The organism is Pseudomonas sp. SZ57, from assembly GCF_009495975.1.
Taxonomy (GTDB): domain Bacteria; phylum Pseudomonadota; class Gammaproteobacteria; order Pseudomonadales; family Pseudomonadaceae; genus Aquipseudomonas; species Aquipseudomonas syringae.
On sequence record NZ_WIBD01000040.1, the window covers coordinates 1 to 25431 of the forward strand.

The 25431-nt window shown below is 61.6% G+C and carries 21 protein-coding genes; 18 read left to right on the forward strand and 3 right to left on the reverse strand.

Features of this window, described 5'->3' with window-relative positions; all coding sequences use genetic code 11:
* Positions 1–383: 383 nt before the first annotated feature.
* The gene (locus GE543_RS26460; protein WP_153222727.1) at positions 384–5330 is read left to right on the forward strand and encodes an alpha-2-macroglobulin; all 4947 of its coding nucleotides are present in this window, start codon (positions 384–386) and stop codon (positions 5328–5330) included.
* Positions 5331–5661: 331 nt separating this feature from the next.
* Here GE543_RS26460 and GE543_RS26465 read toward each other — a convergent pair whose 3' ends face one another.
* Positions 5662–5955 (reverse strand): hypothetical protein, encoded by a 294-nt coding sequence (locus GE543_RS26465; protein ID WP_003307908.1) that lies wholly within the window; start codon positions 5953–5955, stop codon positions 5662–5664.
* 95 nt (positions 5956–6050) lie between these two features.
* Here GE543_RS26465 and pbpC point away from each other — a divergent pair, with 95 nt between their 5' ends.
* Positions 6051–8399 (forward strand): peptidoglycan glycosyltransferase PbpC, encoded by a 2349-nt coding sequence (gene pbpC, locus GE543_RS26470; RefSeq protein ID WP_153222728.1) that lies wholly within the window; start codon positions 6051–6053, stop codon positions 8397–8399.
* 123 nt (positions 8400–8522) lie between these two features.
* Here the strand turns inward: pbpC and GE543_RS26475 are convergent, their stop codons facing one another.
* Positions 8523–8930, reverse strand: coding sequence for a response regulator (locus GE543_RS26475; protein WP_003340978.1), 408 nt, complete (start codon positions 8928–8930; stop codon positions 8523–8525).
* Between the two features lie 41 nt (positions 8931–8971).
* Positions 8972–9199: a Flp family type IVb pilin gene (locus GE543_RS26480; protein WP_058398697.1), complete on the reverse strand. Its 228-nt coding sequence runs from the start codon at positions 9197–9199 to the stop codon at positions 8972–8974.
* 320 nt (positions 9200–9519) lie between these two features.
* Between GE543_RS26480 and cpaB the strand changes: the two genes are divergently transcribed.
* The 16 genes from cpaB (at position 9520) to fis (ending at position 25425) form a co-directional block, all read left to right on the forward strand.
* Positions 9520–10479: a Flp pilus assembly protein CpaB gene (gene cpaB / locus GE543_RS26485; protein ID WP_153222729.1), complete on the forward strand. Its 960-nt coding sequence runs from the start codon at positions 9520–9522 to the stop codon at positions 10477–10479.
* A gap of 20 nt (positions 10480–10499) precedes the next feature.
* Positions 10500–11750 carry a type II and III secretion system protein family protein gene (locus tag GE543_RS26490; protein ID WP_032699785.1) on the forward strand — a complete coding sequence of 417 codons (1251 nt, stop codon included), beginning with the start codon at positions 10500–10502 and terminating at the stop codon, positions 11748–11750.
* On the forward strand, positions 11747–12937 hold the full coding sequence (locus tag GE543_RS26495; RefSeq protein ID WP_003399727.1) for a pilus assembly protein CpaE: 1191 nt from the start codon (positions 11747–11749) through the stop codon (positions 12935–12937). Before GE543_RS26490 ends, GE543_RS26495 begins: the two co-directional genes overlap by 4 nt.
* Entirely contained in the window at positions 12937–14193 is a 1257-nt protein-coding gene (locus tag GE543_RS26500; protein WP_003313926.1) for a CpaF family protein, read from the forward strand. The genes GE543_RS26495 and GE543_RS26500 overlap by 1 nt, the downstream gene beginning before the upstream one ends.
* A gap of 18 nt (positions 14194–14211) precedes the next feature.
* Positions 14212–15096, forward strand: a complete 885-nt coding sequence (locus GE543_RS26505; RefSeq protein ID WP_003419403.1) for a type II secretion system F family protein — start codon at positions 14212–14214, stop codon at positions 15094–15096.
* A 1-nt stretch (position 15097) separates the two neighbouring features.
* Positions 15098–15982: a type II secretion system F family protein gene (locus GE543_RS26510; RefSeq protein WP_153222730.1), complete on the forward strand. Its 885-nt coding sequence runs from the start codon at positions 15098–15100 to the stop codon at positions 15980–15982.
* A gap of 35 nt (positions 15983–16017) precedes the next feature.
* The gene (locus GE543_RS26515; RefSeq protein WP_153222731.1) at positions 16018–16755 is read left to right on the forward strand and encodes a hypothetical protein; all 738 of its coding nucleotides are present in this window, start codon (positions 16018–16020) and stop codon (positions 16753–16755) included.
* Positions 16752–17024: a DUF3613 domain-containing protein gene (locus GE543_RS26520; RefSeq protein ID WP_153222732.1), complete on the forward strand. Its 273-nt coding sequence runs from the start codon at positions 16752–16754 to the stop codon at positions 17022–17024. The genes GE543_RS26515 and GE543_RS26520 overlap by 4 nt, the downstream gene beginning before the upstream one ends.
* 106 nt (positions 17025–17130) lie before the next feature.
* Positions 17131–18921, forward strand: a complete 1791-nt coding sequence (locus GE543_RS26525; RefSeq protein ID WP_256664805.1) for a protein-disulfide reductase DsbD — start codon at positions 17131–17133, stop codon at positions 18919–18921.
* 129 nt (positions 18922–19050) lie between these two features.
* Positions 19051–19503: a type II 3-dehydroquinate dehydratase gene (gene aroQ / locus GE543_RS26530; protein WP_002555369.1), complete on the forward strand. Its 453-nt coding sequence runs from the start codon at positions 19051–19053 to the stop codon at positions 19501–19503.
* Between the two features lie 76 nt (positions 19504–19579).
* Positions 19580–20041 carry an acetyl-CoA carboxylase biotin carboxyl carrier protein gene (accB, locus tag GE543_RS26535; RefSeq protein ID WP_003368836.1) on the forward strand — a complete coding sequence of 154 codons (462 nt, stop codon included), beginning with the start codon at positions 19580–19582 and terminating at the stop codon, positions 20039–20041.
* Positions 20042–20058: 17 nt separating this feature from the next.
* The gene (gene accC, locus GE543_RS26540) at positions 20059–21402 is read left to right on the forward strand and encodes an acetyl-CoA carboxylase biotin carboxylase subunit (protein WP_003399697.1); all 1344 of its coding nucleotides are present in this window, start codon (positions 20059–20061) and stop codon (positions 21400–21402) included.
* A gap of 137 nt (positions 21403–21539) precedes the next feature.
* On the forward strand, positions 21540–22418 hold the full coding sequence (gene prmA, locus GE543_RS26545) for a 50S ribosomal protein L11 methyltransferase (protein ID WP_003313937.1): 879 nt from the start codon (positions 21540–21542) through the stop codon (positions 22416–22418).
* 24 nt (positions 22419–22442) lie between these two features.
* Positions 22443–23777, forward strand: a complete 1335-nt coding sequence (locus GE543_RS26550; RefSeq protein ID WP_153222734.1) for a DUF3426 domain-containing protein — start codon at positions 22443–22445, stop codon at positions 23775–23777.
* Between the two features lie 317 nt (positions 23778–24094).
* On the forward strand, positions 24095–25108 hold the full coding sequence (gene dusB, locus GE543_RS26555; RefSeq protein WP_003419414.1) for a tRNA dihydrouridine synthase DusB: 1014 nt from the start codon (positions 24095–24097) through the stop codon (positions 25106–25108).
* A complete protein-coding gene (gene fis / locus GE543_RS26560) occupies positions 25105–25425 on the forward strand; it encodes a DNA-binding transcriptional regulator Fis (RefSeq protein WP_002555375.1) in 321 nt (106 codons plus the stop codon). Before dusB ends, fis begins: the two co-directional genes overlap by 4 nt.
* Positions 25426–25431: the final 6 nt, after the last annotated feature.

Sequence of the window (25431 nt, forward strand, 5' to 3'; positions counted from 1 at the left end):
CGACGAAGTCGGGCCGGAAACGGAGCCAGGGGCTTTGGTCACTTTGGCCCCATCAAAGTGACTCGCCGAGGGGCGAAAAGGTGACCTGAGCCGAACCCAAATCCACCTGACAAAGAAAAACCGCCGTGTGACGCAGAGCGTCACGAACGGCATTCCCACGCAGAGCGTGAGGAACGATAGTCAACTGTCTAACTTTTTGGGGTCAGTCCACAGCCTGGGAATGCATTTCGTGACGCTCTGCGTCACCCGCTGCATGCCAACGCGCAATTGCACGATAGTCAGTCCGTTCGATATGTAACCTTACTGGTCAATCTGACAGTAATACTTGTCATCACGACTGTTATATAGTCGCATCCTCTCTACCGTTGCCGATGAGTGCCCCCATGTTAAACAAAGGATTGTTTCTGGCTTGCGCGCTTGTGCTGCTGAGCGCCTGTGATTCTTCATCCACGGATAAACCCGCGCCCGCCACGGCCCCCACGACCCAGGCAACGGTCACCGACACAAAACCCAAACCCGCAGTCGACCTCGCCGCGCTGAGCAAGCGCTACGCAGGCCGCGAACTGACGGTCATCGACGTGTCGGAAATCCAGGTCGACGGCGCAAGCACCCTGTCGGTGAGCTTCTCGGTACCGCTCGACCCCGAGCAGAAATTCGACGAAAAACTTCACTTGGTGGACAGCAAGAGCGGCAAGGTCGACGGTGCCTGGGAGCTATCTGACAACCTCATGGAATTGCGCCTGCGCCACCTGGAGCCGCAGCGCAAACTGGTCCTGACCGTCGATGCCGGTTTGCTGGCCGTCAACAAGGCCAAACTCGCCGCCGAATACATCAGCCGTCTGGAAACCCGCGACTTGCAGCCCTCTGTCGGTTTTGCCAGCCGTGGCAGCCTGCTGCCGACCCGTCTGGCCGAGGGCCTGCCGGTGATCGCGCTGAACGTCGACAAGGTGGATGTCGAGTTCTTCCGGGTCAAACCCGATTCGATGCCGAACTTCCTCGCCCAGTGGGACGGCGCGTCGAGCCTGTCCAGCTACAGTTCCGAAGAACTGCTGCCCATGGCCGAACTGATCTACAGCGGCCGCTTCGACCTCAAGCCCGCGCGCAACACCCGTGAAACCCTGCTGCTGCCGATAGCCGGTATCAAGCCCCTGCAACAGCCAGGTGTGTATCTGGCGGTGATGCGCGCCTCGGGCACCTACAGCTACTCGCAGCCGGCCACCCTGTTGACGCTCAGTGACATCGGCCTGTCGGTGCATCGTTACAGCAACCGTCTGGACGTCTTCACTCAAGCGCTCGAGGGTGGCAAGGCCCTGGGTGATATCAGCGTCGATGTGTATGACGACAACGGCAAGGTCGTCGCCCAGGGCAAGACCGACAGCGACGGCCACGCGCAACTGCCATTGCCGGCCAAGGCTGCCGTGGTACTGGCGCACAAGGACGAACAGACCAGCATGCTGCGCCTCAACAGCTCGGCGCTGGACCTGGCCGAGTTCGATATCTCCGGCCCGCAGGCTCACCCGCTGCAGTTCTTCATCTTCGGCCCGCGCGACCTGTATCGCCCCGGCGAAACCGTGCTGCTAAACGGCTTGCTGCGCGACAGCGACGGCAACACCGTCAAGCCGCAGCCCGTCACCGTCGAAGTGCGCCGTCCCGATGATCAGGTCAGCCGCAAATTCGTCTGGGAAGCCGACAGCAACGGTTTCTACCAGTATCAATTGCCGCTTGCCGACGAAGCGCCCACCGGACGCTGGCAACTGGTGTTCGACCTGGGCGACGGCAAACCGCAGCTCTACGAGTTCAAGGTCGAGGACTTCCTGCCCGAGCGTCTGGCGCTGGAGCTCAAGGGCAGCGACACGCCGGTGGCGCCTGCTGACAACCCGCAATTCGATATCACTGGCCGCTATCTGTACGGCGCCCCCGCTTCGGGCAATACGCTGACCGGTCAGGTCTATGTCCGCCCGCTGCGCGAGGCGGTGCCGAAGCTGCCGGGTTATCAGTTCGGCTCGATCACCGAAGAAGACCTCAAGCATGATTTGGAGCTTGAGCCCGTCACCCTCGATGCCGAAGGTCGTTCGACGCTCGCCGTGCAGAGCGAGTGGGCGCAGGCCAAATCGCCGCTGCAACTGATTCTTCAAGCCAGCCTGCAAGAGTCTGGCGGGCGGCCGATCACCCGTCGTCTGGTGCAGCCGATCTGGCCTGCCGAACACCTGCCCGGCGTGCGTGCATTGTTCGGCAGCAGCACGGGTGGTGATGACTACGACAACGAGGCCAAGGGCGAGGCGCAGACCAACGGCGACGGCCCGGCCGATTTTGAAATCGTCATGGCCGACGCGGCTGGCAACAAGCTGGCCGCTGACAACGTGAAAGTCCGGCTGATCCGCGAGCGCCGCGATTACTACTGGAACTACTCGGCCGACGACGGCTGGAGTTACCACTTCAACGAGAAATTCCTCAACCTCAACGAAGAGACTGTCAGCATCACCAAGGACGCCACCGCCAAAGTCAGCTTCCCGGTCGAATGGGGTCCTTACCGTGTCGAGGTGGAAGATCCGTCCACCGGAATGGTCAGCAGCCTGCGCTTCTGGGCCGGTTATCGCTGGCAGGACAACACTGACGGCGGCGCGGTCAGACCGGATCAGGTCAAGCTGGCGCTGGACAAGCCGGCCTACAACGATGGCGACACCGCGAAAATCACTGTCACCCCGCCTGCTGCGGGCAAGGGTTATCTGCTGGTCGAGTCCAGTGAAGGCCCGCTGTGGTGGCAGGAAATCGACGTGCCTGCCGAAGGCAAATCGTATGACATCCCGCTGGACAAAAAATGGGCGCGCCACGACCTGTACGTCACCGCTCTGGTGATACGTCCCGGTGAACGCAAGGCCAATGTCACACCCAAGCGCGCGGTGGGCGTGCTGCACCTGCCGCTGGACCGGGCGCAGCGCAAGCTGGCGCTGACGGTCACCGCGCCGGAGAAAATGCGTCCCAGACAACCCCTGACCCTCAAGGTCGCCGCCAAAAATGCTGACGGCAGCGTACCCAAACAGGTCCACGTGCTGGTGTCGGCGGTGGACGTCGGCATCCTCAACATCACCAGCTACGCGACGCCCGATCCGTTTGCCAGCCTGTTTGGCCGCAAGCAGTACGGAGCAGACCAACTGGACATCTATGGTCAACTGATCGAAGCCGGCCAGGGGCGCCTGGCAAGCATGGCGTTCGGTGGCGATGCACTGGCGAAGGGCGGCAAACGTCCGGACACCAGCGTCACCATCGTGGCGTTGCAAAGTGCGCCGGTGACGCTCAATGACGCCGGTGAAGGTGAAGTCAGCGTCGATATCCCGGACTTCAACGGCGAGCTACGAATCATGGCTCAAGCCTGGACCGACGACCGCTACGGCATGGCCGAGGCGAAAACTGTGGTTGCTGCGCCGATCATCGCCGAACTGTCGACGCCGCGCTTTCTTGCCGGCGGCGACCAGACCAGCGTGGCGCTCGACGTCTCCAACCTGTCGGGCAAGGCACAGAAGCTGGACGTGAAAATCAGCGCTGAGGGCCAGTTGAGCCTTCCGGGCGGCGACCAGAGCAAGCCCCTGCAGCTCAAGGAGGGCCAGCGCGTCACCCTGAAGGTTCCGGTGCTGGCGCAAGGCGGCCTGGGTCAGGGCAAAATCAAGGTGCTGGTCGAAGGTCTGGACCTGCCGGGCGAAAACCTGCCGGCCTTTACCCGCGAATGGACCGTCGGTGTGCGCCCGGCCTACCCGGCGATGCTCAAGCATTACCGCGCCACCCTCAATGATCAGCCCTGGAGCCTGCCGGAGGGCGCGCTGGAAGCGTTCGAACCAGCCGGTCGCGAGGCGCTGCTGTCGTTGTCGAGCCGTCCGCCCTTGAACCTCGGCGAACAGATTCGCGCATTGAAAGCCTACCCTTACGGCTGCCTGGAACAGACCGCCAGCGGCCTGTACCCGTCGCTGTATGCCGATGCCGCAACCCTCAAGCGCCTGGGCCTGACCGGCGAAACGGATGCCGAACGCAAGCGCAAGGTCGAGATCGGCATCGAGCGGCTGCTGGGCATGCAACGTTACAACGGCAGTTTTGGCCTGTGGGGCTCGGACAGCGACGAGGAATACTGGCTGACGGCGTATGTCGCCGATTTTCTGCTGCGCGCCCGCGATCAGGGCTTTGCCGTGCCGCCGGATGCGCTGAAGAAAGCCAGTGAACGCCTGCTGCGTTATCTGCAGGATGCCGGCCAGATTCAGGTCAATTACAGCCAGAACGCCGAACATACGCGCTTCGCTGTGCAAGCTTATGCCGGGCTGGTGCTGTCGCGCAGTCAGCAGGCACCGCTCGCCGCCTTGCGCAGCCTGTTCGACCGCCGCAGCGACGCGCGCTCCGGCCTGCCGCTGGTGCAATTGGCAGTCGCGCTGGAGAAGATGGGCGACAAACCCCGCGCCGACCAGGCCCTGATGGCGGGTCTGGCCGCCAGCCGCAAGAATGAATGGCTGGCTGACTACGGCAGCTCGCTGCGTGATCAGGCGTTGATACTGGCACTGCTGGAAGAAAACGACCTCGCCAAAGACAAGCGTGATGAGCGCCTGTTTGCCCTGGCCGATGAGGTGGCCGCCAATCGTTACCTGTCCACGCAGGAAAGCAATTCACTGTTCATGGCTGGCCGTAACCTGCTGGGCAAACCGGAAAAGGACTGGACCGCCAGCATCGCCAGCGGCACTCAAACCCGCGAGCTGAGCAACCGGCAGCCGGGCCTCAAGCTGGACGGTTCGTTGCTGGCCTCGCCGCTTTCGGTACACAACCAGAGCAGCGAAGCGCTTTACCAGCAACTGACCGTCTCCGGTTATCCCACCCAGGCGCCTGTAGCGGGTGGCGAAAACCTGAGCATTCGCCGCGAGTACCTGAACCTGAGCGGCGCACCGCTGAACATCGGCGCCTTGAAAACCGGGCAACTGGTGCTGGTGCACCTGGAAATCGGTGCCAAACAGCGCGTGCCGGATGCGCTGGTGGTGGACCTGCTGCCTGCAGGCCTGGAGCTGGAAAACCAGAACCTGGCGCAAAGCGCGGCGAGCCTGGAAGACGCCAGCGAGGAGGTGAAAACCATCCGCGAGTCGATGGAAAACGCAGGGATCAAACATCAGGAATATCGTGGCGACCGCTACGTGGCAGCCCTGGACATCGAGGGCAGCAGCACCGTGCACCTGCTCTACCTGGCGCGAGCCGTCACCCCGGGCACCTACCGCGTACCGCCGCCGCAGGTCGAATCCATGTACCGCCCGAACTGGCAAGCCCTGGGCGAAGCGCCAGCGCAGATGGTGGTGAAGGGGAAATGATCGCCAATTGATTGGAATGCATGACAGTGGAAGCAAGCTTGCTCACAAAGGGGCCGACGCACCACAGATCCAGTAGGAGCGACCGGGGCGGCGATCCGCATTGTTCGCGAAAGGGCCGGTACATCCGCTGAAGATGTATCGCCCGTACCAGAGCCTTCGCGAACAAGTTCGCTCCTACAAAAGTAAAAAGTGTCTCAGATGTGCGCCACAGAAACGATCGAGGCACCATACACAACTGCCCCGACACACCGCAGATCCAGTGGGAGCGAGCTTGCTCGCGAAGGCGTCGCCCCGTTCACCCACCATGGCGGCAGGCTAGCCTTTCAACGCATCAATGAATGATCCAGCTCAGCAACCAGAGGCCCAGCGCCAGCCAGATGATGCCAAGGATGATCGAAGCGCGCATGAAGGCGCGGACCGCCGAGTACAGCAGCATCAGGCCGATGACCAGTGCGATGATGCTGATCAGCGAGGTGTCCATGCCCAGCGTGCGGGACAAGCCATCGACAAAATTTCCCCCAGCATGGGTAAACCCGTTGAACAACCACGCCAGACCGTCGACAAAGAAGCGAATGATCGCGCCGATGGCCTGCCCGAGCCATTCAAAAAAGCCTTCTACCTGCATATGTACGTCCTGATTGGGGTCGTGAAGAAAATGGTCTGTCCGCTTTGGCTGTCGCAATGCGTGTCAGGTTCCGTGGATCATAAAGGCTCTTTGCGTTGAAACCTGAATTTCTTCTGCGCCTGCCACGAACATTCAAGTGGCTGGCGGGCGCGATCATGCTGCTGATCGCCCTCCTCTGGCTGGCCGACCGACTCTGGCCGCTGCCACTGCCCAGGGACGATCTGGCTCGCGTCGTCCTGGCCGAGGACGGCACGCCACTGTGGCGCTTTGCCGACGCCAATGGCGTGTGGCGCTACCTGGTCAGCAATGAGCAGGTCTCGCCCTACTACCTCGAAGCCCTGCTGACCTACGAAGACCGCTGGTTCTACAGCCATCCCGGGGTGAATCCGCTGGCGCTGTTACGCGCCACCTGGCAAAACCTCAGCGGTGCCCGTGTAGTCTCGGGCGGCAGCACATTGTCGATGCAAGTGGCGCGGTTGCTCGATCCGCATTCGCGTACGCTATCCGGCAAGTTTCGCCAGCTGTGGCGCACGCTGCAACTTGAGTGGCACCTGTCCAAGGATCAGATCCTCAGTCTGTACCTCAATCGCGCCCCGTTCGGCGGCACACTGCAAGGCGTCGCAGCCGCCAGTTGGGCTTATCTGGGCAAGTCGCCGCAAAACCTGACCCGCGCCGAGGCGGCATTGCTAGCGGTGCTGCCACAGGCGCCAAGCCGCCTGCGTCCTGATCGTCACCCGCAGCGCGCGCAACAGGCCCGCGACAAGGTGCTGAGGCGTCTGGCAGAGTTTCAGGTGTGGCCGCAAGCAAGCGTGAACGAAGCACTGGAAGAGCCTTTATGGCTGGCACCGCGACAGGAACCGAGCCTGGCGCCGTTGCTGGCCCGACGCCTGAATCGCCCCAACAGCCCGCCACTGATCCGCACCACGCTGGACGCCTCACTGCAACGGCGCATGGAAGACCTGCTGATGGGCTGGCGCGCACGCCTCCCGGAACGAACGTCGGCAGCGATTCTGGTGGTCGAGGCGGAAAACATGGCCGTGCGCGCGTACGTCGGCTCGGTGGACATCAATGACGCCAAGCGCTTCGGCCATGTGGACATGGTCACCGCCCTGCGTTCGCCGGGCTCGACGCTCAAGCCGTTCCTGTACGGCATGGCCATGGACGCCGGGCTGATCCACTCCGAATCCCTGATGCAGGATGTACCGCGGCGCTATGGCGATTATCGACCGGGCAACTTTTCGAGCGGTTTCGGCGGGCCGGTGGCGGCCAGTTCGGCGCTGTCGATGTCCCTCAACCTGCCTGCCGTGCAATTGCTGGAGGTCTACGGGCCGAAGCGCTTCGCCGCCGAACTGCGCAATGGCGGCGTGCCCCTGACCCTGCCGCCGCTGGCGGAGCCGAGTCTGGCGCTGATTCTTGGCGGCGCAGGCAGTCGGTTAGAGGACTTGGTGACAGGCTACAGCGCCTTCGCGCGCGGCGGGCGCAGTGCCGATGTTCGACTGCAACCGCAGGACCGACTGCGCGAGCGGCGCATGATGTCACCGGGCGCTGCGTGGATCATTCGACGCATTCTCAGTGGTCAGTCGCGCCCGGACATCGACCCGCGCGCCGAGCTGGTACAGCGCCCGCAACTGGCCTGGAAAACCGGCACCAGCTATGGCTTCCGCGATGCCTGGGCGATTGGCGTCGGGCCGCGTTTCCTGGTGGGTGTCTGGATCGGCCGGCCGGATGGTACACCGGTGCCAGGGCAGTTCGGGCTGGCTTCGGCGGCGCCGCTGATGCTTCAGGTGCACGATGTGCTGGTCAATCGCGACAGTCAGCGCGGGATCGCCGCACCGGTGCAACCCGTGCCGCAGAACGTCGGTGTGGCCGCCATCTGCTGGCCGCTGGGTCAACCGATGAGCAAAAGCGACCCTAATTGCCGGCGCCAACGTTTCGCCTGGACGCTGGACGGCACCACGCCGCCCACCCTGCAAGCGGCCGACCAACCGCTCGGGCTGGGTTTGCAGGAGCGTGTCTGGGTCAATGCCAAGGGGTTGCGCGTCGCGGCCAATTGTCCGGACGCCCGAGCGCAGGACATCGCGCTGTGGCCTGCGCCTCTGGAGCCCTGGCTACCCAGAGCAGAGCGGCGTGATGCACGCCTGCCGCCCGCTGACCCGGATTGCCCGCCACAGAACCTGAACCTGGCGCCCCCGCTGAGCATTGTCGGTGTGCGCGAAGGCGACAACCTGCGCCTGCCTGCCGCCAGTCGTCAGGCTTTACGCCTCACACTCTCGGCACTCGGCGGCAGTGGCCACCGCTGGTGGTTTATCGATGGCAAACCTCTGGCAGACACCGACACCCGGCAAGACTTCACTCCCACCCTGAGTAAACCGGGGCGTTATCAGTTAAGCGTGCTGGACGAGAGCGGCCAGACGGCGCGGGTTGAATTCAGCGTGGTGGAGTGAACGCAGACGGGTGTGACGCAGAGCGTCAAGAAAGGCATTCCCACTCGAGCGTGAAGAACGACAGGCCTTTGACTTCGTGCCCATACTCCAGCGTGAGCATGCTGCAGGGCGCGGTGCCTGTCGTCACTGAACCTGAAAAACCTTCGGCTCGGGAAACAGGTTGTTGAGGGTTTCCAGCAAACGCACGTGATAGATCGGTTTGCGAAACAGGTCGAGCACGTGCAAACGCAGCAGGTCGCTGACGTCATCCATGTCGGCGTGGCCGGAGGTGACGATAACGGGCAAATGCTGGCGTGAGGTGTGATCGCGCAGGTGACGGATCAGCTGGATGCCGCTTTCCTCCGGCATCCGCAGGTCAGTGATCACCAACGCGATATCCGGGTGGAGGGTCAACTGGTGCAAGGCCATCTTGACGGAAGACGCCGTGAAACAGCAGAACCCCTCACCTTCGAGCAGTTCTGCCAATTCCTCGTTCGCGTCCTCTTCGTCATCAACCAGAAGCAGTTGTTGGCGGATGGGGTGGACAGCCATGTGGTTCTCTCAACAGGGTGAACTCATGTCGCAATCATAGACTACCCCGCAGCAGGTGTGGAGGCCCCTGTCGTAGTACCCGTCAAGGCAGTCTGAATCTTTGTGAAAATCGCCCCCACACTTGCGCTTATCGTTGGAACAAAGGCAATCAACGCAACAGCAACCATCGCTGCCACCAAAGCGTATTCAATACCCGAAGCCGCTTCACGATCTCTCAAAAAACAACTGATCCGGGTATAGGCGCCTACGTAAATCTTGGTCAGGAACATCTCATTTCTCCTTGCGCCTCCGAGACGCGAACATGCATGACACATGCGAAACTGTGTGCCCCTCCAGCATTGTCTGCAATCCATAAACCCACAATCGCAACAAAGTATTAACCGGAAAGTTATAGTCCCTACACTACCCAAAAAAACAAAGGACTCAAACGGCGTCTCGTCAGTAAAAAACCCTTATATACCAAAGCACAATGGCGCTTTTGAATGAATGAGCTAATGTCATTAAAAGCCGTTATGCCGTTCACCGTTGCTGTGTTTAAAGTTGATGCACCGGTTCGAGAATATCCTGCGATGACAAAGGGAAACTTGCCATGAGCAGTCGTGTCACCATGGTGCTCGCTGTACTGTTTTTGCTGGGTGCGTTAATCGCTGGATATCTGGGAATTGTTGTCGGCAGACCAACTGAGGTGCCTGTTGAACCCCCACCATCGGCGCCACCTGTAACCACCGAACAAACCACCCCGCCTGCGCCGACTCCTCCCGTCGAGGACGCTCTGCGTCACAACGTCGTGGTGTTGACCAGGGATATCCCTGCCTACACCGCAATCACGGCTGATGACCTGACCATCGAGCGCCTCAAGGTCGCCCCACCCGGGAGCTTTGAAGCGATCGACAAGATCGTCGGGCGCAGCAGCTGGCGCACGCTGACCGCCGGAAGCTGGCTTACGGAGAGCAACTTCGAAGCAGGCGGCACCCTGGCGCGAATGATCCGGCCACACGAGCGGGCCCTGGCATTACAGGTCGATGAAGTGACGGGCGCCTCCGGGCAACTCAGCCCCGGCGACTACGTGGATGTGCTGCTTTACCTGCCTGAGGACGTGAGCAATCCGAATCGGTCGAGCCAGGTCGTGGTGCCTGCCCTGCGGATTCTCGGCGTTGGCGGGCTGCTCGGTCCGGACCGCAACGGCAAGCCGGTGCAGAACATCAACGCTGACGAACGCCTCAAACAGGAGCAGCAGCGAATCAACGCGCGGACCGTCACGGTCGCGGTGCCGCAAGCCCTGGTGGCGCGCCTGATGCTGGCGTCGCAAACCGGTGTCCTGCGTCTGGCCGTGCGCAGCGCCGACGAGGGCAACCTGCAGGATTACTGGGCCAACGAAGCCAGCGGCCCTGACGCTGCCGAGCGACTCGATTCAGCCAACCGCCAACTGGTCAGCTTCAGACAACTGAGCCTGGGGCCGGTCAGCGCGCCAACAGCAGGCGCAACCCCGCGTACGTCTCGCGCTGTCGAGGTCATACGCGGTAACCAGATCACGCAACAAACTCCCTGATTGAGCAAGGATTGCATTTGATGAGCTGTTGTTCCGTGCCAGTTATAAAACCCCGTTTGCTGGCGTTAGTCATCGCAGCACTGTGCGCACCAGGCGCGTGGGCCGCTTCGGGCAGTTGTGCCGGCCTTGCCGCGATGCCGGCGGCCGTGGAAATCGACCAGGGCATTCAACAGGAGGTCCGCTCAGCGGTGCCCATCACCCGCATCGCCGTGGGTGATCCGAAAATCGCCGATGTGCACGTCAACGGCACCGACGGTTTTCTGTTGACTGGTGTCGCGCAGGGGACGACCAGCCTGATGGTCTGGACGGCCTGCGCAAGTGCGCCGCGCCAGAGCATGGTCTTCGTGCGTGGCCGGGCGACGACCGCCATGGTCGAGAGTGTCACCGCGCCGTCTGCCGATGCGCAGTTACCCAGCCAGGTGCAGACTGACATCCGCTTTATCGAAGTCAGCCGCACCAAGCTCAAGGAGGCCAGTACCTCGATCTTCGGCAAGGGCTCGAACAACTTTCTGTTTGGCGCGCCCGGCACAGTGCCGGGTGTCAACGTCACGCCCGGCACCGTCAGCGGCACAAGGCCAAACATTCCGTTGAACAACAGCAACTTCAATATCGTCTGGGGCGGTGGCAGCAGCAAGGTGCTGGGCATGATCAATGCCATGGAAAACAGCGGCTACGCCTACACCCTGGCACGTCCCAGCCTGGTCGCCCTCAACGGGCAAAGCGCGAGCTTTCTGGCCGGCGGCGAATTCCCGGTGCCGGTGCCCAATGGTGAAGGCAACGGTATCTCCATCGAGTACAAGGAGTTCGGCGTGCGCCTGACCCTGACCCCGACTGTCGTGGGCCGGGACCGGATTCTGCTGAAGGTCGCGCCGGAAGTCAGCGAGCTGGATTTCTCGGCCGGTATCACCATCGCCGGGACCACCGTGCCAGCGCTGAACATCCGCCGTACCGACACCAGCATTGCGCTTGCCGACGGCGAGAGCTTCGTGGTCAGCGGCCTGATCAGTTCCAGCAACAGCGGTTCGGTGGACAAGTTTCCCGGCCTCGGCGACATCCCGATTCTCGGTGCCTTTTTTCGCAGCTCGCAAATCCAGCGCGACGAGCGCGAACTGCTGATGATCGTCACTCCGCATCTGGTCCAGCCACTGGCCGCCAACGCCCGGCTACCGTCGCTGCCGGGTGAGGCACTGCGCACCTATGACCCGAGCTTCCCGCGTCTGTATTTTCTGGAAAGCGGCGATTTCGACCGCCGCGACGGGTTATCCAAATGAGCCAGAGCCTGAGCCAGACCTTCCTGGCAATCACCCGTAACAACACCGACCTGGAGTGGCTGCAAAGTGCCCTGGGTTCGCTGGGCCAGGTGGTCAGTGCCGGCACGGGCAGCCTCGACGACCTGCTCGCGCTGGTGGACGTGACGTTCGCCAGCGTGGTGTTCGTCGGCCTGGACCGTGAGCATTTGATGACCCAGAGCGCCCTGATCGAAAGTGCGCTGGAAGCCAAACCGATGCTGGCCATCGTTGCGCTCGGCGATGGCATGGATAACCAGCTGGTGCTCAATGCCATGCGCGCCGGAGCCAGGGATTTCGTTGCCTATGGCTCTCGCTCCAGTGAGGTCGCCGGTCTGGTCAGACGCCTGAGCAAGCGCCTGCCCGCCGTGACGCCCAACCCGAACATGAGCGGCCTGTCGGTGCTGTACGGCGTACAAAGCGATGACGACGGGGCCTTGATCGCGACGCACCTGGCGATGGTCGTGCACAAGAGCGGGCAGCGCACGCTGCTACTGGACCTAGGCCTGCCACGCGGCGACAGCCTGTTGATGCTCGGTCTTGAGTCGACCTTCAGCTTCGGTGACGCCCTGCGCCACTTGCGCAGACTCGATGCAACGCTGATCGACAGTGCTTTCACCACCAGCGAAAGCGGCCTGCGCATTCTGGCTTACAGCGAAGCCGACGATCATCTGGAACAGTCCAGTGCCGCCGAGCTTTATATGCTGCTCAGCGCGCTGCGCCAGCATTTTCAGCATGTGGTCGTGAACCTGGTGGGGCAGCCGGACAGCGAAGCCTTGCGCTCGCTGGTCAGCCATTGCGATCAGTTGCTGTGGTACACCGACCAGAGCGTGCTGGGCTGTCGACGCAACCTGACGGTGCTCAACAACTGGCGCGAAAAGGGCATGAAAATGCAGCATGCCGGCCTGTTGGTCGATCGTTATCAGCGCTCGGTCGCGCCCAATTCCGAAACCGTGAGCAAAACCTTCGGCCTGCCGGTGCTGGCGGTGCTGCCGCTTGCACCGGAGTTGCGCCTGAACGCCAAGAATCAGGGCGTGACGCTGTTCGAACTGGCGTCACGCGACGCGCTGTGCTCCGGGCTGCGGCGGCTTGGCGAGCATCTGGCACGGCATACCGAGGCTCGCGAGAAAGCCGATCAGGGCTGGCTCGCTCGACTGTGGGGGAACCGGTAATGGCGGAGAAACTGTTTGGCGTCTCATCGCGCACGCAAGGCAAGCCTGACGATGGGCAAGGCCTGAAACTGGTGCTGCACCGTTACATCATCGACGGCATGGAAGAAAGCGGCAAAAGCCTGCTCGAAGGCTCACGACCGGCCCTGGCGCAATTTGTCATCGACAAGGTGGCCGAATACGTCGCACGGCTGCGGCTGGCCATCTCGCGTTACGAAATGGAGCGCCTGGCTGAAGAACTGGTCGACGAACTGACCGGTTTCGGCCCGCTGGAAGTGCTGCTGCGCGACACCTCGGTGACGGAAATTCTGGTCAACGGGCCAGGCAAGGTCTTTGTCGAGCGCGATGGCGTGCTGCACCACACCGACCTGCGCTTTATCGATTCGCACCACGTGGAGCGCGTCATGCAACGCATCCTGGCACCACTCGGGCGCCGCCTGGACGAGTCTTCACCGATGGTTGACGCACGCCTGCCCGATGGCAGCCGGGTCAACGCGATCATTCCGCCCATTGCGCTGGACGGCCCGTGTCTGTCGATCCGGAAATTTCGCAAGGACATGCTCAAGAGCGCCGACCTGGTGGCCATGCAGACTATCGATCAGTCGATTTTCGAGTTCTTCCAGGAGGCCGTCGGCAAACGCTGCAACATTCTGGTCAGCGGCGGCACCGGCACGGGCAAGACCACCATGCTCAACGTGCTGAGCCAGTTGATCGACAGCAATCAGCGGCTGGTGACCATCGAGGACGTTGCCGAGCTGCAGCTCAGTCACCCGCATGTGGTGCGCCTGGAAACCCGCCCGCCCAACGCCGAAGGGCATGGCGAGGTGCGCGCCAGCGACCTGATCCGCAACTCGCTGCGGATGCGCCCGGACCGCATCATCCTCGGTGAGATTCGCGGCGTCGAAGTGCTGGACGTATTGACGGCGATGAACACCGGCCACGACGGCTCGATGAGTACCGTGCACGCCAACAATGCACAGGATGCCCTGCTGCGTCTGGAAACGCTGGTGGGCCTGACCGGGCGGCTGATCCCGGAAAAGACCCTGCGCCAGATGGTCTGCGCGGCACTGGATGTGATTATCCAGCTGACGCGCCTGCCTGACGGGCGCCGCTGTGTCAGTGAAGTGGTGGAAGTGGTCGGCATCCGCGATGACATCTACGTCACCAATACCCTGTTTCGCGTTGATCGCCGCACCGGGGTCGGCTTCATGCGCGAAGCGGCCCACGCCGCTGGCGACAAGCTGCGGCCTGGCTACTGACATGCTCAAGGAGTCGGCATGAGTGCGTCTCTGGTACTGGGCCTGATCTCCTTGCTGCTGTTTATTGCGTCCATTCGCATGTTCTACCTGGCGCTCAATCAGGGAGCCAGTGAACGGGTCCGGCAGCGGCTGATGGCCGGGCAAGTGCAGCCCGTGGCCGAAAAGACCGGCTGGAGCTACCTGGATCGGGCCTTTTTGCGCGCCGGGCTGGGACAGCCGACCAAACGCATGGGCCTGGCCTTGTCGCTGTATGCGCTGCTGATACTGATCGGCTACGCAACGGCCGGCGTCGTCGGTGCGCTCAGCGTGCTGCTGGCGGTGCCTCTGACACTGCGTGTGTTCGTATCGTGGCGCTATGAGGTCCGCGTGCGCCGCATGATCCAGCAACTGCCGCAATTGCTCGACCATACCGTGCGCAGCCTCAAGTCCGGCAGAACCCTGGCCGACGCGGTGCTGCACGGCATCGACGCCACCGACCAGCCGCTCAAGGACGGCATGAGCCGGATCGAGCGCAACGTACAACTGGGGGTCAGTCTGCCGGATGCGGCAAGGGACTTTGCCGAACTGTATGAGCGCGACGAATTTCACCTGTTCGCCATCGGCTTGCGGGTCAACCACCGCTACGGCGGCAATGCCAGCGAGCTGATGGAAAACCTGATCAAGCTGATTCGTGATCGGGAACAGGCCGGTCGCCAATTGCGCGCAATGACCGGCGAAACCCGAATGACTGCCGTAGTGCTGGCCCTGCTGCCGATCAGCATGGCCGGTTACTTTCTGGCGGTTAACCCCAGCTACCTGCTGCATATGTGGGACGACGAAAGCGGCAAGATCATGCTGAGCGTGGCCTTCGCCCTGCAGGTCACGGGGTGCGTGGTGTTGTGGCGCATGTTGAGGAGCATTTGAGATGGAACTGTTATTCGCCGCCATGATGCTTGCCGCTGCCGCATTTCTGCTGTTGTCAGGCATAGCCCGTCAACGTAGTAATGAACGCCTGGTGGCCAGACGCTTGAGGGGCCAGGTGATCCGCGAGAGCCGCATCGGCAGCCTGTTGCGGTTGCTCGGTGACACCCGCATAGGTCAACGCAGCATCAGCCTGGATTCGGAAACCCAGATACTGCTCAACCGCATCGGCTGGCGGCGCGCCAGCAAACGCTCGTTGTTCGCGGCCTGCCAGGTCGGCGTCCCGGTCGGCCTGATGGTCATTGTCATCCTCGGCCAACTGCTGTTTTTCAAAGGCATCCAGCAACCGCTGATCGCGCCGATCTTTGCCCTGGGCGTCGGCTATCTGCTGCCCAAGCGGATCCTGGCAGCCGTGGCTCGGCGCCGTCAGAAACAAGTGGTGGTGGAAATCTCTACCTTTATCCCGTTGCTGCGCATCCTGTTCGAGTCCGGCATGGCGGTCGAGCAGGCGCTTCGGGTGCTCAGCAACGAAGGCAAAGACCTGCTGCCGGTGCTGTCCGAGGAAATTCGCGTGGTGCTGATGCGCGTTGATTCCGGCCTGGAACTGGGCGAAGAACTGAGAAAAACCGCCGCCCTGCTGGACGTCGACGAGCTGAGCGACACCTGTGTGATCCTCAATCAACTGATTCATCAGGGCGGCGGCGCATTGAAGTCTCTGCTCACGCTCAAGCAACTGATCGATGACCGACGCCTGACCCGTCTGCAGGAATACATTTCCAAACTCTCGGCAAAGATGTCGGTGGTCATGATGGTGTTTCTGTTCCCTGCCCTGCTGATTGTGCTGGCCGGGCCAGGATTTATGGCCATCAGCCGCGCACTGGGCAGTTGACCCGGTGTTACCCGTGCACGAAAGGACGCATTGCAATGAAACCAGCGATCATATTATTCGGGCTGCTGTTGCTGGGCGGATGCGCCAGTGATGGTCGCCCCCTCTGGACGCAGACCACGGCTCAGCCGGGCCAGTGCCCCAAGCTGACCTCGGATCAGGAGTTCTCCCTGAATCTGGCTCAGAACATGGCCGATGAAGGCCGCCTGCATGCCAGCCTTGCCAACCTGGAAAGCCTGCCCGACAGCCTGGGCGAGGTTCGCCTGCGCAAGGCCCGGGTGTTGCGGCTTTTGGGCAGCAACGAGGCTGAGCCTCTGTACCGCAGCCTGCTGGGCACCTGCCGGGCAGCCGAGGGTGAGCATGGCCTCGGGCAACTGGCCGCAGCGCGTGGTGACAACGCGCTGGCACAGCAACACCTGCTGATGGCCAGCAAGCTGCAACCGACCGATGAAAAGATCCGCAATGACCTGGGCGTCGTCTACCTCAACCAGCTGAAACTGGAACAGGCACGCTTTCAGTTCCTGACGGCCATGGAGCTCAAACAATCGGACTCGCTGGCGGCGGTGAACCTGGCCACGCTGCTGATCTATCAGAACAACTGGACGCAAGCCGCCGAACTGGCGTCGCGGGCCGGGCTGACGCCTGAGCAGGTGACCGATGCCCAGGCGCGCGCCGAGCAATTGCGAAAGCGCCCTGCCGCCCCTCGAGCATCTGCACGGCCCATTGCGAGCCTGGCAGGACAAAATGATCGTCAGTCCCAGGAGGTACGACCATGAAGCGCATCATATTCACCGGGTGTGTACTGCTGTTGAGCGCAGGTGACGCCTGGGCGGACAACAACGAAACTGCGGCCTCTGAAACCCGGCAGACCGAGACCTGGCTGCAGCTTCAGGCCAGCGGCAAGGCTGCTTCGTCGACGCCGCAGGTCAATACCGCGGCAGAACGCGACCTCAGCCTGCAACGCTGGCTGGACACGTATAAGTACAAGATCCCGGATTTTTACGATCAGGAGGCTGGTGGCAGCTTTTCCTCGGGCAAGAAATAATTCCGGCACGGTCGTGGGCCTGCTGACACCCACTCTTACAACCTGCCCTCGGCACGCCGCCGGGCACTCCGTTATCATGCGCGGACTTTCGATATTCGAGACTGCCATGCGCCGTTTGTTATGCCTGCTGTTATTGATCCTGGCCCTGCCCGCCTCCGGCGCCGGCCTGCTGGATAGCCGACCTTCATCCACCCTGGGCGGCGGCTCGCTGGATAACAGCAAGGACTTCCTGCCTGTGCGTCAGGCCTTTCAGTTGAGCCTGATCGAAACGACGCCGGAGTCGATCAAGCTGAGGCTGGTCGCCACCGATGGCTACTACCTGTATCGCCACCGCTTCCAGTTCCGCACCGAGCCTGCCGACATCGGCCTTGGCGAAGCGCAACTGCCCAAGGGCGAGCAGAAACACGACGAGTACTTTGGCGATGTCGAGGTCTACCACGGCATTCTCGATATCGACCTGCCACGCAAACCCGGCGAACAGCGCCCCTTCACCCTCGCCGTCACGTACCAGGGCTGCGCCGACAAGGGCTTGTGCTACCCACCTGAAACCGAGCGTCTGAGCATCGGTGATGTGGCCGCCAGCCCGGCCAATCAGGCCTCTGCCACCCCACCCGCCGCCACAGCAGCCTGGAGCTGGAAAGAACTGGCGCTGTTTTTTCTCGCCGGCGTAGGCCTGACCTTTACCCCGTGTGTACTGCCGATGCTGCCGATTCTGTCCGGCGTGGTACTGCGCGGTCAGGTGGGCGGATTGCGCGGCCTGAGCCTGTCTCTGGCTTACGTACTGCCAATGGCGGCGTGCTTTGCCCTGTTGGGCGCGCTGATGGGCGTGTTCGGTGCAGGCCTTAACCTGCAGGCGCGCTTGCAATCGGCCTGGGTACTGGTGCCGTTCTCGGCATTCTTCGTGATCTTCGCCATTGCCATGTTCGGCGCTTTCGAACTGCGCCTGCCTCAGTCCATCAGCTCTCGTCTGGACCGTATCGCCGGCAAGACCCAGGGCGGTTCCTTATGGGGTGCAGCGGTGCTGGGCGTGGTCTCCAGCCTGTTGGTGTCACCTTGCGTATCGGCGCCGTTGGCCGGTGCGCTGTTGTATATCAGCGCCAGCGGCGATGCGCTCGGCGGTGCTCTGAAACTGTTTGCGCTGGGGCTGGGCATGGGCGCGCCGCTGTTGCTGATCGCAACCGGTGGTGCCACATGGCTGCCGAAAAGCGGCCCTTGGCTGGTGACGGTCAAAAATGCCATCGGCGTGCTGCTGCTGGGGCTGGCAATCGGCCTGCTGAGCCGTGTGCTGCCAGGGCAGATCACGTTGTTGCTGGTGGGTCTGCTGTCGGCCGGTGTCGCACTGTTTCTCGGCGCGCTGGAATTCAACCTCAAAACCACACGCCAGAAACTCGCCCAGTTGCTGGGGCTCGCGCTGCTGGTCTACGCGCTGGCGTGCTGGTACGGCGCGCTGTCCGGGCAGACCGACCCCATGCGCCCGCTGGGCCGCGAGTACGCCACGGCGAATAACGGGGCGGCAGCTCCGGCCGCATCACAGTGGCAAACGATCACCACCTCCGCCGAACTGGACCGTGTGATGCAGGAAGCCCGAAGCGAGGGCAAGCCGCTGGTGCTCGACTGGTATGCCGACTGGTGCATCAGCTGCAAGGTCATCGAACACGAAGTCCTGCCTGACCCGGGCGTGGTCGCTCGCTTGTCGGGTTACAAACAGGTGCGTTTCGACATGACCGACAGCAACGCAGAGCAACGCGCCCTGCTTGACCGGTACAAGCTGTTTGGCCCGCCAGCGCTGCTTTTCTTCGATAAAAACGGCGAAGAACTGCAAACTGTCCGGGTCGTCGGCGAAATCGACGCAGCAGGCCTGATAGAGCGTCTGAACAGCGCCAATGACCAAAACTGATACCTGAGTCATAAACTTTGCGCGAATATCGCTCATTGTGCTGGCTACTGTTGTTAACTGGACAGTCCATTGCCCTTCCGGCATAGTCGCCGGGCGTAAACCGCTCGCAGACAATAAAAGGAACACGCAATGGCGACCATCCTGGTCCTTCACGGACCCAACCTGAACTTGCTGGGCACTCGGGAACCCGGGGTCTACGGCACTATCACCCTGCCTCAGATCAATCAGGACCTGGAGCAGCGCGCTCGCGATGCCGGCCACCATCTGATGTATCTGCAAAGCAACGCCGAGTACGAACTGATCGATCGCATTCACGCCGCCCGCGGTGAGGGTGTGGATTTTATTTTGATCAATCCGGCTGCTTTTACGCACACCAGCGTTGCAATACGTGACGCGCTGATGGGAGTGAGCATCCCATTCATCGAAGTGCATTTATCGAACGTGCACAAACGCGAACCTTTCCGCCATCACTCCTACTTTTCAGATGTCGCTGTAGGAGTGATCTGCGGCCTTGGCGCCAGCGGTTACCGACTGGCCCTGGAAGCCGCCCTGGAACAACTGGCCGCCAGTGCCAAGCCATGATGAGTCCAGCCTGAAGCTGACCATATGGCTTGAGCCGGCCGATACATTGCCCTTACAGAACCTTGGGAGTTGATTAATGGATATTCGCAAAGTCAAGAAACTGATCGAATTGCTGGAAGAGTCCGGCATCGACGAGCTGGAAATCCGTGAAGGCGAAGAATCCGTACGGATCAGCCGCCACAGCAAGACTCCGGCACAGCCTTACTACGCACCGGCTCCGGTTGCCGCACCTGCAGCCGCTCCGGCTCCGGCAGCAGCACCGGTTGCGGCCGCTGCAGAAGCGCCATCGGCTCCGAAACTGAACGGCTTTGTGGTCAAGTCGCCAATGGTCGGTACGTTCTACCGTACCCCGGCGCCTACTTCGCCTGCATTCGTCGAAGTCGGCCAGACCGTCAAGAAAGGCGACACCATCTGCATCGTCGAAGCGATGAAAATGATGAACCACATCCAGGCAGAAGCCAGCGGTGTGATCGAATCCATCCTGGTAGAAAACGGTCAGCCGGTTGAGTTTGACCAGCCGCTGTTCACAATCGTTTGACCCGGGGAGAGCCTGCGATGTTGGAAAAAGTTCTGATCGCCAACCGCGGCGAAATTGCCTTGCGCATCTTGCGTGCCTGTAAAGAACTGGGCATCAAGACCGTCGCTGTACACTCCACCGCAGATCGCGAGCTGATGCACCTGGGCCTGGCAGACGAAACCGTCTGCATCGGTCCGGCACCGGCCAATCTGTCCTACCTGAACATTCCGGCGATCATTTCGGCTGCCGAAGTGACCGGCGCCACGGCGATCCACCCGGGTTACGGGTTTCTCGCCGAGAACGCCGACTTCGCCGAACAGGTCGAAAAATCGGGCTTTGCCTTCATCGGTCCAAAAGCAGACACCATACGCCTGATGGGCGACAAGGTTTCCGCCAAGGACGCCATGAAGCTGGCCAACGTGCCGACCGTTCCCGGTTCCGACGGCCCGCTGCCGGAAGACGAAGCGACCGCTCTGCGCATTGGTCGTGAAGTCGGTTACCCGGTGATCATCAAGGCCGCCGGTGGCGGTGGTGGTCGCGGCATGCGTGTGGTTCATCGCGAAGAAGACCTGATCGAAGCCGCGTCCCAGACCCGTGCCGAAGCAGCCGCCTGGTTCAGCAACCCGATGGTCTACCTGGAAAAATACCTGACCAACCCACGTCACGTGGAAGTCCAGGTGATTTCCGACGGTCAGGGCCAGGCCATCCACTTGGGCGATCGCGACTGCTCGCTGCAGCGCCGTCACCAGAAGGTTCTGGAAGAAGCGCCGGCACCGTTCATCGACGAAAAGGCGCGCGAGGATGTTCTGGCTGCCTGCGTCAAGGCGTGTATCGATATCGGCTATCGCGGTGCGGGTACGTTCGAGTTCCTGTACGAGAACGGTCGTTTCTACTTCATCGAAATGAACACCCGTGTTCAGGTGGAGCACCCGGTTTCGGAAATGGTCACCGGCATCGACATCGTCAAGGAGATGCTCAGCATCGCCGCCGGCAACAAACTGTCGTACACCCAGGATGACGTGGTCATCAAGGGTCATGCGCTGGAATGCCGGATCAACGCCGAAGACCCGAAGACCTTCGTGCCAAGCCCTGGTCTGGTCAAGCACTTCCACGCGCCGGGCGGCAACGGTGTACGGGTCGATTCGCACCTGTACAGCGGCTACAAGGTACCGTCCAACTATGACTCGCTGATCGGTAAAGTGATCACCTGGGGCGCGACCCGCGAAGAAGCCATGGCACGCATGCGCAATGCCCTGGACGAAATCGTGGTCGACGGGATAAAGACCAACATCCCGCTGCACCGCGACCTGACCCGCGATGAAGGCTTCTGCGAAGGCGGAGTCAACATCCACTACCTGGAGCACAAACTGGCCAATCAATAAGCCAGTCTGCTTCACAACGACAAAGCCGCAGTGATGCGGCTTTGTTGTTTGCAGCGCATAGCAGTAAACTTGCCCGCTTCCTGCGGCCGCACTGGCCTTACAAGCCGCACTTATTTCCAAATCGAAGGTAATCCGCCATGCCTTGGCTGCAAGTCCGTCTCGCCATCAGCCCAGAACAAGCCGAAACCTACGAAGACGCCCTTCTTGAAGTCGGCGCCGTGTCCGTGACCTTCATGGACGCTGAAGACCAGCCGATTTTCGAGCCCGAACTCAATACCACGCCGCTGTGGGCACACACCCACCTGCTGGCGCTGTTCGAAGCCGACACCAATGCCGAGATGGCCCTGGCGCACCTGAGCCTGCTGACCGGCGAAGAGTTGCCCGAGCACAGCGCCGAAGTCATCGAAGATCAGGACTGGGAACGCAGCTGGATGGATAACTTCCAGCCGATGTGTTTCGGCAAGCGTCTGTGGATCGTGCCGAGCTGGCACGCCGCACCGCAACCGGACGCCGTGAACCTGTTGCTCGATCCAGGCCTGGCCTTCGGCACCGGGACCCACCCGACCACCGCGCTGTGCCTCGAGTGGCTGGACGGCCAGGACCTCGAAGGCTGCAACGTGCTGGATTTCGGCTGCGGCTCGGGCATTCTGGCCATCGCCGCACTGCTGCTGGGTGCCGAACAGGCCGTTGGCACCGATATCGACGTGCAGGCCCTGGAAGCCTCTCGTGACAATGCCGGACGCAACAATATCGCCGCCGAACGCTTCCCGCTGTACCTGCCCGAGGATCTGCCACACCAGCAGGCCGATGTGCTGGTCGCCAACATTCTGGCTGGCCCGCTGGTTTCCCTGGCGCCGCAACTGGCTACCCTGATCAGAGCCGGCGGACGCCTGGCACTCTCAGGCATCCTTGCCGAACAGGGTGAGGAAGTCGCGGCAGCCTATGCTGACAGTTTTGATCTGGACCCGATCGCAAACCGAGATGGCTGGGTACGCATCACGGGTCGCCGCCGTTAACCGCCGCTTCAACCGGACAGCCGCATGACCGACAGTTTCGTCACTCAGTGCCCGCACTGCCAGACCAGTTTCAGAGTCAGTCACGCTCAACTGAGCGTGGCCCGTGGCGTGGTGCGGTGCGGAGCCTGCCTGCAGGTGTTCAACGCAGCGCGGCAGTTGCTTGAGCAACGCGCCAGCGATGACGCCGAAAAAGAGGCCCTGCCCGCTTCGCCGGTGGTCGCAGCCCTGCCCGAACCGGAGCCCCTGCCGACGCCAGTGCCCGAGCCCGAGCTGAAGCCACAGCCGGAACCGGAACCGGAAAAGACGCCCGAAGAGGACGACCCCTGGCGGGTCAGTGAACTGGATCTGGACAATCTCAATCTGGACGAAGAACTGGCCCGCCTCGAACAACGCGAGACGCGCAGGCCTGATACCTTTGCCCGCCCGGTCAGCGACATCGGCAACGACAACGACGCTGTGAGCCTGACGGCGAAGCGTGACAGTCGGCAGAGCGATGAGGCTGCCTGGGTCGATACGCTGCATAACGACGATGTCGAGCAACTGCCCGAGTTGCATGCAGAAGTTATCCCGGATACAGACGCTGCAGAAGCTGCCGAGCCGCAGGAGGACGACAAACGCACCGAGCCGTCGCTGTCACTGGACAAGGATCTGGACGATGACGAGCCACCGATGCCAGTCATCATCCAGCGCAAGGCCCCGCCTGCCGAGAAGGTCGAGCGCTGGTCGGCGGTGGATGACGATGATGAGGACGACGACCATGAGCCGGAGCCTGAAACCCGGGGCAAGCGCAGCCGCAACGAACCGGCAGTGCGCGACCAGACACTTCTCGACCTGACCGACGACCCTCTGCAATTGGACTGGCAACGGCCCAAACCACGCTGGGGCCGACGCCTGGCCTGGGGTTTGTTGATCGTGCTGGCGCTGGCGGGTTTGGCAGGACAGTACGTGTGGTACCACTTCGATCAGCTGGCACGCCAGGACCAGTACCGCCCGCTGTTTCAGCAGATTTGCCCGCAGGTTGGCTGCAAGGTGCCGAGCAAGGTCGACATTTCCCAGCTCAAGAGCAGCAACCTGGTCGTGCGCAGTCACCCGGAGTTTCAGGGGGCCTTGGTGGTCGATGCGATCATCTACAACCGCGCCTCGTTTTCCCAGCCGTTTCCCCTGTTGGAGCTGCGTTTTTCCGATACCGGCGGTCAGTTGATTGCCAGTCGTCGGTTCAAGCCCAGTGAATACCTGAGCGGCGAAATGGCCGGCAAGGAAGAGATGCCGCCGCAGACGCCGATCCATATCGCGCTGGATATCCTTGATCCAGGCGCCAAGGCGGTGAACTACAGCCTGAACTTCCGCTCGCCGGAATGACACGCCCGACGCTGAAGCGTCGGTCAAGACTGCTTCTTTACACGTTAATTTCATCAAAGAACGCTACACGATCGCAGAAATTTCGCTGCAAAATACCCTCTTGTCGAGGTGGTCGAGCCCCGGCAAGAACTGTTCAGATTTTATCCAATTCAGCCTTTATCCAGTCATCGAGAGCGGGTATCATGCCAACCCTTTTTCAAACTCTCGGTTCGATCTGACGGTGGCGCATGCGGCTGGCGGGATGAGCCGTTGCAGACCGAGTGAAACAGTTTTTTACACGGCCTGCGGATGATTTGGCCTCCACAACAGGTAAGGCTATGTCGGCAGTACGCATCGGCCCATATACAGTGCAAAACGGCTTGATTCTCGCCCCGATGGCGGGCGTCACCGACCAGCCTTTCCGTCAGCTGTGCCGAAGACTCGGTGCCGGCCTGGTGGTTTCGGAGATGGTCACCAGTGACATGAGCCTGTGGAACAGCCGCAAATCGCGTCTGCGCATGATCCATGAGGGTGATCCCGAGCCGCGCTCGGTACAGATCGCCGGTGGTGATCCGCAGATGCTGGCAGACGCAGCACGTGCCAATGTCGAACTGGGCGCCCAGATCATCGACATCAACATGGGTTGCCCGGCCAAGAAAGTCTGTAACAAGGCAGCAGGCTCGGCGCTGTTGAAGGATGAGCAACTGGTCAACGACATCCTGCAGGCCGTCGTGGCTGCAGTCGATGTACCGGTCACGCTGAAGATCCGCACCGGATGGGATCGCGACAACCGAAATGGCCTGACAGTGGCGAAAATCGCCGAGCAGGCGGGCATCACGGCACTGGCGGTACACGGGCGAACCCGTGCCGACCTGTACACCGGCGAGGCCGAGTACGACACCATCGCCCAGATCAAACAGGCCGTGTCGATACCGGTCTTTGCCAATGGCGACATCGATTCACCGGAAAAGGCCCGGCACGTGCTGAAAGCCACCGGTGCAGACGGATTACTGATTGGCAGGGCCGCACAGGGGCGTCCCTGGATTTTTCGCGAGATAGAACACTTCCTGCGCACCGGAGAGACACTCCCGGCGCCGCAGTCGAGTGAAGTGGAACGCATTCTGCTTGAGCATCTGGCAGCGCTCCACGTTTTCTATGGAGACGTGATGGGCGTGCGCATTGCACGCAAACACGTCAGTTGGTATCTCGCAACCCTGCCGGGCGCCAGAGAGTTTCGCGCCCACTTCAATCGTTTGGAAGATACGGAAGCACAGTGCGCCAACGTCCGGGAGTTCTTCAGCCAAGGCTGCAAGGGCCCGGATAACGAGAATGATAAAGAGGTGGCCGCATGACGATGATGACCGAGACTTTAGTGAGTGGAACAACACCCGTGAGCGACAACGTCAATTTGAAACAGCACCTCAACACGCCGAGCGAAGAGGGTCAGACCCTGCGCGGAAGTGTCGAGAAGGCGCTGCACAATTATTTCGCCCACCTCGAAGGCGCATCCGTCACTGACGTCTACAACCTGGTGTTGTCGGAAGTCGAGGCTCCGCTTCTGGAAAGCGTGATGAACTACGTCAAGGGCAACCAGACGAAGGCCTCCGAGCTGCTGGGATTGAATCGCGGGACGCTGCGCAAGAAACTCAAACAGTACGATCTGCTTTAAAGCATT

Coding starts and splice junctions, on each gene's coding strand:
- GE543_RS26460 (WP_153222727.1), top strand. CDS start 384: ATGTTAAACAAAGGATTGTTTCTGGCTTGCGCGCTTGTGCTGCTGAGC.
- GE543_RS26465 (WP_003307908.1), bottom strand. CDS start 5,955: ATGCAGGTAGAAGGCTTTTTTGAATGGCTCGGGCAGGCCATCGGCGCG.
- GE543_RS26475 (WP_003340978.1), bottom strand. CDS start 8,930: ATGGCTGTCCACCCCATCCGCCAACAACTGCTTCTGGTTGATGACGAA.
- GE543_RS26480 (WP_058398697.1), bottom strand. CDS start 9,199: ATGTTCCTGACCAAGATTTACGTAGGCGCCTATACCCGGATCAGTTGT.
- cpaB (WP_153222729.1), top strand. CDS start 9,520: ATGAGCAGTCGTGTCACCATGGTGCTCGCTGTACTGTTTTTGCTGGGT.
- GE543_RS26490 (WP_032699785.1), top strand. CDS start 10,500: ATGAGCTGTTGTTCCGTGCCAGTTATAAAACCCCGTTTGCTGGCGTTA.
- GE543_RS26495 (WP_003399727.1), top strand. CDS start 11,747: ATGAGCCAGAGCCTGAGCCAGACCTTCCTGGCAATCACCCGTAACAAC.
- GE543_RS26500 (WP_003313926.1), top strand. CDS start 12,937: ATGGCGGAGAAACTGTTTGGCGTCTCATCGCGCACGCAAGGCAAGCCT.
- GE543_RS26505 (WP_003419403.1), top strand. CDS start 14,212: ATGAGTGCGTCTCTGGTACTGGGCCTGATCTCCTTGCTGCTGTTTATT.
- GE543_RS26510 (WP_153222730.1), top strand. CDS start 15,098: ATGGAACTGTTATTCGCCGCCATGATGCTTGCCGCTGCCGCATTTCTG.
- GE543_RS26515 (WP_153222731.1), top strand. CDS start 16,018: ATGAAACCAGCGATCATATTATTCGGGCTGCTGTTGCTGGGCGGATGC.
- GE543_RS26520 (WP_153222732.1), top strand. CDS start 16,752: ATGAAGCGCATCATATTCACCGGGTGTGTACTGCTGTTGAGCGCAGGT.
- GE543_RS26525 (WP_256664805.1), top strand. CDS start 17,131: ATGCGCCGTTTGTTATGCCTGCTGTTATTGATCCTGGCCCTGCCCGCC.
- aroQ (WP_002555369.1), top strand. CDS start 19,051: ATGGCGACCATCCTGGTCCTTCACGGACCCAACCTGAACTTGCTGGGC.
- accB (WP_003368836.1), top strand. CDS start 19,580: ATGGATATTCGCAAAGTCAAGAAACTGATCGAATTGCTGGAAGAGTCC.
- accC (WP_003399697.1), top strand. CDS start 20,059: ATGTTGGAAAAAGTTCTGATCGCCAACCGCGGCGAAATTGCCTTGCGC.
- prmA (WP_003313937.1), top strand. CDS start 21,540: ATGCCTTGGCTGCAAGTCCGTCTCGCCATCAGCCCAGAACAAGCCGAA.
- GE543_RS26550 (WP_153222734.1), top strand. CDS start 22,443: ATGACCGACAGTTTCGTCACTCAGTGCCCGCACTGCCAGACCAGTTTC.
- dusB (WP_003419414.1), top strand. CDS start 24,095: ATGTCGGCAGTACGCATCGGCCCATATACAGTGCAAAACGGCTTGATT.
- fis (WP_002555375.1), top strand. CDS start 25,105: ATGACGATGATGACCGAGACTTTAGTGAGTGGAACAACACCCGTGAGC.